The organism is Virgibacillus sp. (genome assembly GCF_013393565.1).
Classification (GTDB): domain Bacteria; phylum Bacillota; class Bacilli; order Bacillales; family Amphibacillaceae; genus Virgibacillus; species Virgibacillus dokdonensis.
This window is the reverse complement of record NZ_JABXHF010000090.1, coordinates 1-14,442: the sequence shown is the minus strand read 5'-3', so window position 1 is coordinate 14,442 and position 14,442 is coordinate 1. Positions and strand designations below refer to the sequence as shown.

Here is a 14,442-nt window from a genome sequence, read left to right as displayed (position 1 = left end):
ACTCCGAAGGAATAACATACCAAGGAAATCATTGAAATACAAAACACCAATGGAGTGTTTCATAGATTATGTCGGTCAGGATTTTGATAAAAGCATGTTGTCTCGCTTAATTTGACAAATCAAAAAAGGTAATAAGATCAGTTTTTCTAATTTCCCCTAAGTTCAGCATTCATTCATCGATGAGAGCTAAGTTTCAAAGGAAAATCTTACAATCATCGGTTAACAGTTTACCAAGAATACGTGAAAGGAATAGCTTACGTAAGAATCAGCAAAAGTTTGATTATGTTTAAGTAAGAAAAAGTGAAGTAATAGGGCTTATAAACATCGAGATTGTCATTATAAGTAGTGAGATCAATAATGCATAGGAAAGATTATGCATTATATACCATAAAATCATCATGCCTCATATGGTAGCAAATCACTATTCATAATCAAAATAGTTTTGCAAATCTAGAGACATATATAAACAAAAATTGGAGTGAATAAAATGAAACATAAAATGATCCTAGTAGTTTTTGTCGTTCTTTTAACTGGAATAATAACAGCTTGTGGAAGTAGTAATGATCAAGCATCTGGAGAAGAAGGAAAAGAGAAAAAGGTTCTAAAAATGGCAACATCAGCGGACTTTCCTCCATTTGAAACGCGTGATCCAGAGGGGAATTTCGAAGGATTTGACATTGAATTAGGACAAATGATAGCGGAAGAATTAGGTTATGAATTAGAAATAGAAGATATGCAATTTGACGGATTAATTGGAGCGTTACAAGCAGATCGAGTGGATATGGTAATGTCTGGAATGAGTGCAACCGAGGACCGGAAAAAGAATGTCAATTTTTCAACAGAATACCATCGTTCAGGCGAAAGCTTTTTAACAACGAAAGACTCTGAAATTGAAACAATAGAAGATTTAAAAGGAAAAACAGTTGGTGTACAGCTTGGAACGATTCAGGAGGAAGGAGCAAAAAAACTAGCAAAAGAATATGGATTTGAAGTGAAAGCAGTAGATAAAGCTGGTCTTCTCCCTCAAGAATTAAACGCCAATCGGATTGATGTCGGTTATATGGATAAAACTGTTGCAGCTGGTTATATAAAAGAACAGGATTTAAAGTTTTTTGATGATCCAACAGAGAGTTCTCCAGGGATGGGAATTGCTTTTCCAAAGGGGAGTGAATTGGTAGAAAAAGTAAATGATGTACTAGCCAAATTTGAAGAAAATGGGGAAATTCAAGAGCTAGAAGATAAGTGGTTGAAAGAATTGCAATAGATAAGTGACCAGAAGTTGACACATGTATCAATGATATAAAGTTTTGGTATCTCCCACCTCCAGAATGAAAAGATGGGAGTTGATCAAGTCTAACGGAAAGATAACCACCTAATTCCCCTTTTTGAGATTCTACCCTTGGAGACTTGAATATCAGCTTGGATGGAAGAATTTCCCGCTGAATAGAAGCTTCACTTTATATAGGGACAAAGTTGGGTAACTTCTAAATGCAACATGGATGAAAAAACATAGAGAGAGAAAAGTGAGGTGATAAGGCATGAATTTGGATTTTAGCCAAATCGTGCCTTACATTCCTTTTATATTAGAAGGAATTGGGGCAACATTAAAATTCGTTAGTGTATCTATAGTCATTGGATTTATTTTAGGTACATTACTAGCTTTATGTAAAGTAACAAAAGTTCCTGTGTTTAAACCCTTTGCAGATGCGTATACTTCCATCTTTCGTGGAACACCACTCATTTTGCAATTAATGATTATTTATTATGCTGTTCCACAGTTAACAGGCTATGATATATCCGCATTTATCTCTGCCGTATTAGCATTTGGTCTCAATTCAGCTGCTTATATTTCTGAAATCATTCGTGGTGGTATTCAAGCAGTGGAAAAAGGGCAAACTGAAGCAGCAGAGGCGTTGGGAATTCCTTATCGTCCGATGATGGCACATATCATTTTGCCACAAGCATTTAAAAATATATTGCCAGCGATGATGAATGAATTTATTACATTAACAAAAGAATCCGCCCTCGTATCTACAATCGGTTATTTAGATTTAATGCGCCGTGCGCAAGTGGTCGGTTCAGACTTATATCGCAATTTTGAACCATTATTATTTGCAGGCTTAATCTACTGGGTGATGGTCTTTATTCTTACACAATTTGGTAGATTACTAGAACGGAGGCTTCGTCAAAGTGATTAAAGCGGAAAATATAACGAAAAAATTTGGCAAACAAACCGTATTAAAAAATATATCGACAACGATTCAGCACGGAGAAGTTGTCGCTGTCATTGGCCCGTCTGGATCTGGTAAATCGACATTTTTACGTTGCTTAAACTTATTGGAACTCCCAACGGAAGGAAAGATTTGGCTTAACAAGCAAGAAATTACCGATCCAAAGCAAAATAAATTAGCTGTCCGAAAGCATATCGGTATGGTGTTTCAACATTTTCATTTATTCCCACACATGACAGTATTAGATAATGTGGCTTATGCACCACAAAAAGTAAAAGGAATATCCAAGCAAGAAGCCTATCAAATAGCAAAAAAACTATTAGCAAAAGTAGGCTTAACGGATAAAGAAGAAGCCTACCCGAATCGCTTATCTGGTGGACAAAAACAGCGTGTAGCCATCGCTAGGGCACTTGCTATGGAACCAGAAATAATGCTCTTTGATGAACCTACGTCAGCGCTTGATCCAGAGATGGTGAAGGAAGTACTCGATGTGATGAAAGATTTAGCAAATACTGGTATGACCATGGTTGTTGTCACACATGAAATGAATTTTGCAAAAGAGGTTGCCGATCGTATTCTGTTTTTAGATCAAGGAAAGCTCATTGAAGAAGCAGATCCTTCTATTTTTTTTCAAGCACCTGCAACGGAACGAGCAAAAGATTTTTTGGATAAAGTTTTATAGATAGAATGCGTCTTAAGTAAGCATGTTCGACCTAGGATGTAATATTTTGGCCTGTGACAAGTAAACACGCAAGCAACACAGACCGAAAAGTATACCTGTGCTGCTCTGACACAAGAAAGTGGAAGCACTGAGCCCATTTATGCTCGACAAAAGCTGTAAAGCGCATGTATTTGCCGAGGTATGCTTGTGAATTTCTGATAGTTGCACAACCTTGGTTGTAATTTTGTAAACATAAAGTGGAAATGTTAAAATGATCTTAGAAGTTTGACATGATTCATCTTAAGGTACGTTTGGATGAGGAAGGAGGTGAAGGGTAGTGGATATAGAATTATCTAGAGCAATGAACTTACGAGAGAAAGGCAAACATATAGAATCTAACGAATTGCTCATGAAATTGGTAGAAAAATTTCCTAATAATGCCTTCATTAATTATCAGTGTGCTTGGAGTTTTGACATAATAGGAGAGGAAACAAAAGCAATCCCTTATTATAAAAATGCCATTAAGTTAGGATTGCCTGCAAAAGAATTGCAAGGTGCTTTTCTAGGCTTGGGTAGTACATATAGAACAGTAGGTGAATATAAAAAGTCAAAAAGTGTATTTGCAAAAGGAATGGAACTATTCCCTAAAAATAGAGCATTGCAAACGTTTTATGCAATGACTTTATACAATTTAAGCGAACATGATAAGGCTATGGAACTATTACTAAATTGTATTATCGATACGACAAATGATGCTGAGATTATGAGTTATAGAAGGGCAATAAAATTCTATTCAGATAAATTAGATGAAAAATGGATTGATTGAAAAATGCCATGTTTTACTAAACAAGTGCCTGATAGGACATATTGCTGCTTATATTTTCGTTTCTGTGACGGACCGCTAAAACGTGCTAGTGTAGGTGTACATGGAAAATGATAAATACAACAGTAATACATCGCTTGCAAAACAAGTGTGTTTCTTTTCCAAGTCGTACGAAATGTATTATTTGTATTGGAACAATTATTTAACGTACTTTCCCAAAAAACCAAGTCCTCGCTTCAAACAACTATTATTGGCGATAAGTGGTGAGAGTAGTTCACAAAGCTAATCTGTTGTAAGGTACAATTGCAATAAAGTCCACACTGTAAAAACTATTCATTTTTTAGTTGGATAATCAAAGAAGCAAACTAGCTATAAATGCTAATGTCCACTTCCCTATGTCATCCAACTATTTTTCTATTAAAAAAACGCTTTCCACCACTTTACTAAACAGGCGTTTTTTACGCTTGCAAAGCTGCCTCAATATCTTTTTTTATTTGTTCTGGTTTCGTTTGTGGTGCGTAGCGATTAACAACCTCGCCCTGCTTATTGATCAAGAACTTTGTGAAGTTCCATTTAATTTGTTTTGTAAACATCCCTTTTGCTTCATCTGTCAAATACTTAAACAACGGATGCGCATGCTCCCCTTTAACATCAATTTTTGCAAACATTGGAAAAGTGACACCATAATTCAATTGACAAAACGTAGCGATTTCTTCCTCTGAGCCTGGGTCCTGATTTTTAAATTGATTACATGGAAAGCCGAGTACATAAAAACCTTCATTTTTATATGCATCATATAACTGTTGTAAACCTTCCAATTGCGGAGTAAAACCACATTTGCTTGCTGTATTTACGATAAGCAGTACGTTCCCTTTATAATTATCTAACGACTTCTCTTTCCCATCTATCGTTTCTACGTCGAAATCGTATATAGACATATAACGAAGCCTCCTTTTGCATCGTAGAAAAGTATAGATTTCTATGTCTAATCGTATAAGTAAAACTAGGATTATCTTCATAAAGACTTGGCGATAGTTACGTTTTACTAAAAAGAATAGCAATAAGCAAATAAACTGTCAAACATATCGTTTGAAGAGATGTTCTAAAAACATATCGCTTATGAAATGTCTGTTAAATAAGGTAAATTAATTGAAAACAGTAGGTAAAAAGGCTATGATAGTGTTGCTGTGGGTTGAATGAATAGGTATATATAACTATTTGTATTAATTTGTCAATATTGCAAAGAAAAATATACGGAAACCATCCAATTCTTTTTAAATGATCATAATTTCACAAAATATTTGTTGTAATCGTATATCTATTTAAAGCGTTATGCTTATAGAGGAAGGAGAAAGAGCAATGCGGAATTTAAAAATTGCAAAGAAGTTTTTTTTACTCATTACATTTGCTGTACTCTTATCCATCATTATTAGTGTTGTACAATTTACCTATTTACATGATATGGCAGATGACTCTATCGAAATGTATGAAAAGTATTTAGTTTCCATTGATAAGCTAGGGAAAATCCAAAAAAATAATGTTACTATTGATGCGTATTCCATGGAAGCTATGATGACAAATGATCAAAATACATATAATGACTTAATTCAGCGTATTGATGAGCTTGCTAGTGAAAATGAAAAATTGGAAACGAAAAAATTATATCCAAAACAAATCATGGATACGGATAGTTATTCTATGCTTGTAGATGATTATATTCAAGGGCGAAATAATGCGCTTCAATTAGCAAAAGATGATCAAGAGGCTGGATATAATTACTATGTAGATCATGTTTTGAGCAAACGCATAGAGATTGACGAAATAATGACAAAAATTCAAGAACACTTTTCTGACAAAGCAAATAAAATGAAACAAAAAAATCAAAAAGATTTAAATGAAGTAAGCTTAATTGTTATAGCAATAACGATGATAGGAATTATTGCATTCATGGTGGTTAGCTTATGGATAGTTAAATCGATTATAAAACCAATTAAACATTTACGACATATTATGAAGACTGCTGAACAAGGGAAGTTAGTAATAAGTGATTACAAAGCAAATGATGAACTTGGGCAATTAGTAACAGCCTTTAATGGAATGATTACTACATTTAAGGATTTACTATCGTCGACCCAAGAAGCGTCTGAAAATGTCGTCGCGTCTTCTGAGCAATTAAGTGCTAGTGCTGGGCAAAATACACAAGCTTCAGAACATGTTGCTTCTGCTATTCAAGAGGTCGCTGCCGGATCTGCAAATCAGCTGGAACATATCGAAAAGACAGCTGATACGATGGATATGATGATATCTAGTTTTCAAAAAATCAATGACGATACGTCTATTGTTTCTAGTGAAGCGAAATCATCTGCGGAATTGTCTAGAAAAGGGGAAAAAGAGATGAATGATGTCATCGGTCAGATGGAAGTCATTCGTCACAACGTTACTAACTTGGGGAAAACAATTCATAGTTTAAGCAGCAGTTTAACGGAAATTAATGCGATGAACCAAACCATTACGGATATAGCATCGCAAACGAATTTATTAGCTCTAAATGCTGCTATTGAGGCTGCCCGAGCGGGGGAACATGGAGAAGGGTTTTCTGTCGTTGCCGAAGAAGTAAGAAAACTTGCTGAGCAGTCCAACGAATCCGCTAAACAGATCACGCACTTAATTGAGAATATCCAGCAAGAAACGAATGAAACGATGGAGTCTATGGACGTTACAGATGCAGCTGTAGAAACTGGGACGACCGTCGTCCATGAAGCTGGTAGTACGTTTGAAAAAATAGAAAGTACATTTAATAGCATTATAAGTCAATTTGCGAAAATTAGTGAAAATATTAATCAGCTGTCGTCTGGAGCACAGAATTTGCAAACTTCTATGAATGAGATTAAAGAAATTGTGACAAATACGAGTGAGCAAACACAAACTGTCTCTGCAGCCACAGAGGAACAACTGGCCTCAATAGAAGAGGTGGAATCATCCGCAGAAAACTTAGCGAAAATATCGGAAGAATTGCAAGAACTCGTTAACAAATTTGAATAAGTAGGCAACTGTACGATGAGGATTTTTTCGAATAGGTGCGTTAAAGGGCGCTTTTGAAAATGCGTTTAATCAGAAGGTAGAAATGGCTTGTTTCATAGTTATAATCTGATCTATGAAACAAGCCATTATGTTATGCTTTCATTGTTAAGCTTTCACCTATAGCTTCAAGGCGCGCTTCCACTTCTTCTTCCGATAGTTCGTGCTCTTTCACATATAAGTTACGTGGGCTCACGCGACATGCATGTGTGCAACCACGCAAATATTTATGCTCATTTTCTTCCGAGCAAAGAATTTGTTTATTACATTCTGGATTAGCACAGTTGACGTAACGCTCACATGGTTCGCCGTCAAAATAATCGACACCGACGACGACATGCTCTTTTCGGTTAACTGGCACGGAAATGCGCTCGTCAAAGACATAGCATTTACCGTCCCATAATTCACCTTGTACCTCCGGATCTTTGCCGTATGTGACAATCCCACCATGTAGTTGGTTTACATCTTCAAAACCTTCTTCTTTTAACCAACCGGAGAATTTTTCGCAACGTATGCCACCAGTACAATAGGTTAAAATTTTCTTATCTTTAAAATCGTCCTTGTGCTCGCGAATCCAATTTGGTAATTCACGAAATGTTTTAATATCTGGACGTACAGCGCCACGGAAATGACCTAAATCATATTCGTAATCGTTACGCGCATCAATGACGACCGTATCTTCATGCTGCATTGCCTCGTAAAATTCTTTTGGTGACAAATAGTTTCCTGTCGTCTCATGTGGATCAACATCCTTTTCAAGACGGAAGGTAACTAATTCTTTTCGTGGTCGTACGTGCATTTTTTTGAACGCATGCCCATCATGTTCATCAATTTTAAACACCATATCGGCAAAGCGAGGATCGGCATGCATCATATCCATGTATGCTTTCGTTTGCTCTTTTGTGCCAGACAATGTGCCATTAATGCCTTCATGGGCAACAAGAATTCTTCCTTTTAAACCTAATTCCTTACAAAACTTCAAATGCTCAGCTGAATATCCATCTGGATCATCGATGTGAACATAATGATAATACAATAAAACCTCATATGGCATATTACTTTCCATGTTGTTTACCACCTATCATTTATATTTGCAAGATACAAATGTATGGTAGTCGTTATTCATTTTTCTATCTTGCAATTGTACATTGTAGCATGTTTTTTAGATATATTCTAGTTTGTGATTTTTTGTACAAACAGTTTTGGTGATGTTTATTGTGATAAGGACATATATCGCGTACTACAGCCAGCAATGGATGAAGTTGTATGGCAGTTTTATATTGTTTTTAAAAATACGGATATGATGAAACAAGAGAGCGATATGGAAAGGATAAATCGTTTAATTCATCCATCATTGGAGAAAATCTATGCATCAAGAGCATCTGTAAACAAATTTGGACAAAGTACAGCATTAGTGATTCGTTTAATAAATACATTCGTACAGAATTTAATGTTTTTTAATTTTATTGAAGATTTTGATGCATCATATTAGACGAGGTAAACTAGTAATATAGACAAAGATGCTCAACAAGAAATCTTTTCCACTTTACTAGAGGAGTAAAAGGATAAAATTGTATTTATTCTCATGATCTTACAAACGAAGCGTATTGTAATAAAGTGATAGCGGTTACGAGTGGTTCAATGTAATCTATATACTTCAATTTATACAAGTTTTAGCAGGATAAAGGTATAAACGTTTACCAGAGACTTCATAGTGATAGGTTGCTGGTTGCAAATGAATGGAGTCATGAGTGCAAAGTTTTAAACCTGTGGTTGTGAGAAAACAACCATCATCTGCAGACAAGAAAGAGTGTAAGTTTTTGAAAGAGAAAGAAGACACCCTGTTTCATTCATACTGTTTGCGCTACAGGCATAACTCTAATATAGGAGGTTTTTGTCGTAAGTTAAGGTTTAATTTTCCAAATAAAGGGTAATATGTTTGCAGCATTATTATAAATAATAAAGTATAAGGGGATGGAAGAAATGACGAAAAAGGAAATTAAAAAATTTTCGTATGGAAGTGTAGCGAAGGTAACGGTTTACTTCGCAATCATACCTGCAATAATGTATTGGTTATTATCGTTAATTGGAATTGTAGGGACCTTTTCGATGGGTGATGGTATGGGGGCTCTTGTTGCAATCGGATCTTTATTAGGCATTGTCATATTTGTAGGGATTTATGTATTAGTTGCACTGCTAAGTACTTTAATCTACAATTTATTTGCTGGAAAATTTGGTGGACTTGTGATTACTGTTAAAGAAACAGAAGAATAAGGCATTTTATAAAAAACTACGGTTGTCTCTATAAAGGTTTAGCGATAACTTTTTTTGAAAATAATAGTATTAATAACTGTTAAACAAAAATACCAAATCACAATTATATAGTGAATTGGTATTTTTTTGCCCAATATATGGAAGATGATGCTTATGTTCTTATTAGGTCATAAAACTAGGGTGACAAGCTAGTTGCTCTAAGGGAAGTGCATATAGATTTGTTAATGTTCGATTTTAGATAATATTTATGTGAATTAAGCTTTGGTGCAATTAGGAAGTTCGTTGAATCATTTCAGATACTGTTATCGTCTTATATTCATTTTCATCTAAAAACTCCAATATTTTTGGTAGTGCTTCTACAGTTTGGCTTCGGTTTCCTCCTGAATCGTGTAAAAGAATAATATCGCCTGGCGAAATATTGGATGTGACATGATTTACAATTTCATCAACACCGGGACGATCCCAGTCTTTTGGGTCTTGATCCCAAGACCATAAGACAACGGTATATCCTTGTTCGCTTGCGATGGTAACAATTTCATCATTATATACGCCCTCCGGTGGTCGGAAATTAGTAGGCGATGTACCAGTGGTCTCATAAATAATGGTTGCTGTTTTCTTAAGCTCTTCTTTCAAGTTCTTTGTTCGATAATCATGGTTAAATGTATGATTTCCAATTTCATGATTTTCTAAATGCTGTCTATATATAAGGTAGGGGTATTTTTTTGCGTTGGAACCAGTGACAAAGAAGGTTGCTTTGGCATTAAATTTGTCTAAAATGTCAAGAATGAGTGGTGTGTATTTAGGGTTAGGTCCGTCATCAAATGTTAATGCAACCACTTTTTCATCCGTATAACCTTCCCATATAACATCTCCTGACTTCTCATACTTTATTCTTTCTTCTGTATATGCATGTAGGTTTTCAGTAGTCGGAAAAAATGATAAAAGCAGATAAATTAGTAACATAGCATATTTAAACATAGAATTCCTCATTTTCTATAAGGATAATGTATCGTGCATTGCTTTTTACTGGAAGAATCCCATTTTAGAATTGAATTAGAAGGGATGCGTTGTAGTGCAAGAGGGAGATAGCAGTATCTAAACCCACTTTTTTGCACTATAGGAAAGCGTAAAATTTTTATGGATTATAGTATAAGAAAAACTACAGCCATCGCCATAACGACTTGGCGATAGCTAACTAAGTTTTTCTAAAGAACGAACAGGGAAACTTAGACTGAAGTCACTTTATACTATGTACAAATATGCTACTTTTATGCTCCAACTGCTCAAAAAATATCCCACCAAATTTTGACCGCTGTAGCAAAAATGAGTACTGCCAATAACCGTTGCAGTATCTTTGTATTCATACGCTTTCCCAATTCTGCGCCAAGTGGAGAAGCGATTAAACTGGCAACAATCATAATGACCGCGGGGATAAATAACACTTGATTGGTAGCTAGCTTCCCGACTGTAGAACCAATGGAAGAAATAAACGTAATGGCAAGTGAGCTGGCGATTGTCATTCTCGTTGGTATTTTTAAGACGGTAATCATAATCGGAACGAGAATAAAAGCGCCTGCTGCCCCAACAATGCCAGCTGCGATTCCGACGATAAAAGATAAACTAGCTGCAAGCGGCTTATTAAACGTTACCTCTTGTAAATCCGGATTATCATCATTACTTTTGGGTAGTAGCATCATAATAACGGCAATGGTAGCTAAAATAGCATATACAATGTTAATGGTAGATTCCGCTAAGATATTGGAACCATAACCCCCAATTAATCCCCCAAGCAAAATACTAATTCCCATGTATAGAATGAGTGATTTATTTAAATATCCACCTTTACGATATGCCCAAACGCCACCAATCGTAGCAAAAAATACTTGTACAGCACTAATACCTGATACTTCGTGTGCGCTAAAAGCTGCGAATCCGAGGAGGGGAGGGATGTACAGTAACATGGGATATTTAATGATCGAACCGCCAATTCCTACCATACCTGAAATAAATGAACCGATAAAACCAATGAAAAAAATGAGTAACATAAAATCAAAACTCAATTGCTTTCCCTCCGCTGTTTTGTTAGTTGATTATAGAACTTGCCATGGCTACTATCTCTTATGAAAAGTGATTTCCCCATTGTGGCAAGTTTTTTATTCTGGGTATAAGGTGCTGTAAGACTCCCACTACAAGCATTGGAAGATGTGAGCTGAACAAGTCTAAGTGGGAGATAACAGCACCTACGTCCGCGATTTCGTTCACCTAACAATCAGTGTGGGAAGAGAGAAACCTCGGCCCCCCTCTGATTGAAGGTTCACTTTATACAAAAAATAAACAACTATATTGTGTGATAATGATTCGTTAGACCGTATTGGATTAATTCAGATTTACATTTTAACTCGAGTTTGTGCATAATATTTGCTTTGTGGTTTTCCACTGTTTTTGGACTAATAAATAAACGTTGCGACATTTGTTTATTTGTATAGCCAAGCACAGTAAGTCGAACAATTTCTTTTTCCCTAACAGATAAAATCGAATAATCTTTTTTGCTATGTTTAAATAATTTAGCGATTTGATCTTCAGGTAAGCCTACTTTATAGTATTTTTCACCACGATGAACGGCATGTATGGCTTCATGTAATTCGTTGCCTTTACTATTTTTTAAAATGTATCCCCCAATATCGAGTTGAATGGCCTTTTGTATGTATACTTCTTCATCATGCATCGTTAAAAGAACAATATGGACATGTTTGTGGTTTTGTAAAATAACTTCAGAAGCTGTAAATCCATCTAGCCCATTAGGCATGGATACGTCCATTAACATAACATCAACTTCCAATTGATGCATGAGCTGTATCGCTTCGTCTCCATCTTCTGCTTCGCCAACAACATGAATATCCGGATAAGCTTCGAGCAATAATTGAAGTCCTCGACGAATTAACCGATGATCATCTACAATGCATACACGAATCATAGAAGGTGATCCTCCTTTGGGATGGATGCACGAATAATGGTACCTTGTTGTAACTCAGAAGCAATTTGAAAAGTACCTCTAAGTAAATTCACTCGTTCTTCCATATGCTTTAGGCCTAACCCCGCGGAACGTTTGCTTGTATCAAACCCTTTTCCATTATCTCGTATTGTTAATTCTAGTTTATGAGGCATGTCTATAAGTTCAATGACAACTTGTGTCGCGTTCGCATATTTAATCGTGTTGTGTAAGGCTTCTTGAATAACTCGATATAGATTAATCTCCATTAAAGAAGGAAGTCGATTTTTTAAGGTGGTGGTGAAAGTAATAGTAATGTTTGGATTACTTTTTTCTAACGTATGCATAAGCCCTTGTATCGTTGCAATCAATCCCAAACGATCAATACTCTGGGGCCGTAGTTGATAAGAATAGGCTTTAATATCGTTCATCACATGATTTAGTTCTTCTTGCACTTCATCGACATAGCTTTGAATTCGTGTATTATTTACAAAGGATTCAATGGCTTGTAAAGCGACAGAAATACTGTAGAGTGCTTGACCAACCCCGTCATGAAGCTCTTGGGCAAGCCGCTTATGCTCATTTTCTTTTGCTTCAATTAATTTTTGGATCATTTTTTTTGAAAGTTGTGCTTCTTTTTCTTTTTGCATGAGAGATTGGTCGCGTAAGACAAGTAAATACTCTTTTTGATGTGTTGTAGCATCGTGGAACATTAATGCGGTGCTCATTTCCACATTAATTTTCTTACCATGATACGTCGGCATATCAGAAAGAAAATAAGGCACTTCATCATGCGCAATTAAATAACATTTATTTTCATTTCCTTGTAACAACCGAGTTTCACAAAAAGAACAATACGGTACACGATCATGTAATAACCAGCCTGTTAATTTCTTTGCAGAAGGATTCATAGCTAAAATTTTACGGCTCTGATCCATAATAATGATCCCATCTTGAATGTTTTCGAAGATTTGATGCAAATATTTATTCTCATATTGAATGGAACACACGGTGATTTCCCCCTTTACTTACAAAAAATGATCGCATTTCTCCTTTCATTATAGTCGATGACTTTCCTCTTTTCTTCATCTGTGCTTGTATGTTATTGTACAAGCCAATGATTTAGTAAGGGAGTCAATGATTAGATTGGTATTAACCAAAGCGCGATAGGAGTATATCTTTGTATAAACAAAACGAAGCCTTCCGTCATGAATAAGCGGTTTGGAAAAGGGGGCTACTCTTTTCCAGCATACCCCCGTTACCTTCGTGTTCCATTCTCTTTCATTTAGCTAATTTGCTCCGTCCAAGCAGTATATCCGCCTGTTATGTTTTGTACATGTTTATACCCTTTAGCTTGTAATAAGCTCGCTCCAATTGCAGAACGACCACCTGACTGACATGTAATGAGGATCGTGCCGTTATTTGAAACTTCGTCAAGGCGATTTTTTAATGTCCCAAGCATGATGTGGTTTGCACCTTCGATATGCCCTTCATCCCACTCCGATTGATTGCGAACATCAATGAACGTGACAGCTTCTGTTTTTAGCAATTGTTTCGCTTCTTGTGGTGAGATATTTGCATACGATTCTAGGTTTTTGGCTTGTTTGATAGCTTGCTCCGCATCCATAAATCCTTTAACTAAATCAATTCCAATGGAGCGAAGGGCAGTTAATATGTCATACGTTTGATTTGGATCACATAACAAATATAAAGGTTCGTCATAATTGATGAGCCATCCAGCCCAATTTGTAAATGACGGGTTAAATGGAATGTTGATCGTACCTGGTATATGTTGCTGGCTAAATGCTTCTGCTTCACGCGTATCCAAAACTTGTGCTCCATCATTTAAGAGCGTTTCTATTTGGTTTCCATCAGTTATAACTTCTGGTTTTTCCAGATCGCGAAGGATTGCTGGTCCTACTTTATTAACATGCTTCATAATCGCAAAGTAGACAGGCGGCTCCGGTTGTCCTTCCAGTAATGCTTTTATAAAGTCCGTTTCATTCTCGTGCTGTAATGCCCAATTAAATCGTTTTTCATAGCCGACAGTAGAAGATGGAACCGCTCCGAGCGACTTTCCACATGCACTACCAGCTCCGTGTGCCGGCCAAACTTGTAAGAAATCCGGTAACTGCTTAAATCGTTCTAATGAATGGAACATGTCTCTTGCGCCAGGTTCACTCGTTCCTTGCACGCCAGCAGCCTTTTCCAGTAAGTCAGGGCGCCCGACATCTCCGACAAACACAAAATCACCTGTGAAAATGCCGATCGGTTCGTCGGCATTAGCACCGCCATCCGTTAGTAAGAAGGAGATACTCTCTGGTGTATGCCCTGGTGTATGCATGACTTTAAATGTTAGATTACCAAGTGTAATTGTATCGCCATC

At 36.3% G+C, this 14,442-nt stretch carries 14 protein-coding genes and 1 pseudogene; 8 read left to right on the top strand and 7 right to left on the bottom strand.

Annotated features, from left to right (window positions below):
- From HLX49_RS17215 to HLX49_RS15420, 5 genes and pseudogenes are all read left to right on the top strand, one after another.
- Nucleotides 1–115, top strand: a pseudogene (locus HLX49_RS17215) (IS30 family transposase); the annotation flags it as partial.
- Between the two features lie 372 nt (nt 116–487).
- Nucleotides 488–1,264, top strand: coding sequence for a transporter substrate-binding domain-containing protein (locus HLX49_RS15435; protein ID WP_296363013.1), 777 nt, complete (start codon nt 488–490; stop codon nt 1,262–1,264).
- Between the two features lie 274 nt (nt 1,265–1,538).
- Entirely contained in the window at nt 1,539–2,198 is a 660-nt protein-coding gene (locus HLX49_RS15430) for an amino acid ABC transporter permease (RefSeq protein WP_296363011.1), read from the top strand.
- The gene (locus HLX49_RS15425) at nt 2,191–2,913 is read left to right on the top strand and encodes an amino acid ABC transporter ATP-binding protein (protein WP_101932643.1); all 723 of its coding nucleotides are present in this window, start codon (nt 2,191–2,193) and stop codon (nt 2,911–2,913) included. Before HLX49_RS15430 ends, HLX49_RS15425 begins: the two co-directional genes overlap by 8 nt.
- Nucleotides 2,914–3,253: 340 nt before the next feature.
- Nucleotides 3,254–3,718 (top strand): tetratricopeptide repeat protein, encoded by a 465-nt coding sequence (locus HLX49_RS15420; protein WP_418388547.1) that lies wholly within the window; start codon nt 3,254–3,256, stop codon nt 3,716–3,718.
- Between the two features lie 455 nt (nt 3,719–4,173).
- On the opposite strand, the gene HLX49_RS15415 is transcribed toward HLX49_RS15420, so the two are convergent.
- Nucleotides 4,174–4,653, bottom strand: a complete 480-nt coding sequence (locus HLX49_RS15415) for a glutathione peroxidase (protein ID WP_101932641.1) — start codon at nt 4,651–4,653, stop codon at nt 4,174–4,176.
- Between the two features lie 421 nt (nt 4,654–5,074).
- On the opposite strand from HLX49_RS15415, the gene HLX49_RS15410 reads away from it, so the two are divergent.
- Complete coding sequence (locus tag HLX49_RS15410; protein ID WP_164085322.1) at nt 5,075–6,757, top strand: methyl-accepting chemotaxis protein; 1,683 nt, start codon at nt 5,075–5,077, stop codon at nt 6,755–6,757.
- Between the two features lie 130 nt (nt 6,758–6,887).
- Here HLX49_RS15410 and trhO read toward each other — a convergent pair whose 3' ends face one another.
- Nucleotides 6,888–7,859: an oxygen-dependent tRNA uridine(34) hydroxylase TrhO gene (gene trhO / locus HLX49_RS15405; RefSeq protein ID WP_077706110.1), complete on the bottom strand. Its 972-nt coding sequence runs from the start codon at nt 7,857–7,859 to the stop codon at nt 6,888–6,890.
- A gap of 114 nt (nt 7,860–7,973) precedes the next feature.
- Here trhO and HLX49_RS15400 point away from each other — a divergent pair, with 114 nt between their 5' ends.
- Nucleotides 7,974–8,285 (top strand): hypothetical protein, encoded by a 312-nt coding sequence (locus HLX49_RS15400; RefSeq protein WP_296363004.1) that lies wholly within the window; start codon nt 7,974–7,976, stop codon nt 8,283–8,285.
- 491 nt (nt 8,286–8,776) lie between these two features.
- Nucleotides 8,777–9,067, top strand: coding sequence for a hypothetical protein (locus HLX49_RS15395; protein ID WP_296363002.1), 291 nt, complete (start codon nt 8,777–8,779; stop codon nt 9,065–9,067).
- Nucleotides 9,068–9,337: 270 nt separating this feature from the next.
- On the opposite strand, the gene HLX49_RS15390 is transcribed toward HLX49_RS15395, so the two are convergent.
- From HLX49_RS15390 to HLX49_RS15370, 5 genes are all read right to left on the bottom strand, one after another.
- Nucleotides 9,338–10,045 carry a polysaccharide deacetylase family protein gene (locus tag HLX49_RS15390; RefSeq protein ID WP_296362999.1) on the bottom strand — a complete coding sequence of 236 codons (708 nt, stop codon included), beginning with the start codon at nt 10,043–10,045 and terminating at the stop codon, nt 9,338–9,340.
- A gap of 305 nt (nt 10,046–10,350) precedes the next feature.
- Nucleotides 10,351–11,112, bottom strand: a complete 762-nt coding sequence (locus tag HLX49_RS15385) for a sulfite exporter TauE/SafE family protein (protein WP_483372461.1) — start codon at nt 11,110–11,112, stop codon at nt 10,351–10,353.
- 293 nt (nt 11,113–11,405) lie between these two features.
- Nucleotides 11,406–12,041 (bottom strand): response regulator transcription factor, encoded by a 636-nt coding sequence (locus HLX49_RS15380; RefSeq protein WP_077706105.1) that lies wholly within the window; start codon nt 12,039–12,041, stop codon nt 11,406–11,408.
- On the bottom strand, nt 12,038–13,066 hold the full coding sequence (locus HLX49_RS15375; protein WP_237342786.1) for an ATP-binding protein: 1,029 nt from the start codon (nt 13,064–13,066) through the stop codon (nt 12,038–12,040). Before HLX49_RS15375 ends, HLX49_RS15380 begins: the two co-directional genes overlap by 4 nt.
- Before the next feature lie 275 nt (nt 13,067–13,341).
- Nucleotides 13,342–14,442 (bottom strand): rhodanese-like domain-containing protein (locus HLX49_RS15370; protein WP_296362996.1); only part of this gene is annotated, 1,101 nt, incomplete at its 5' end.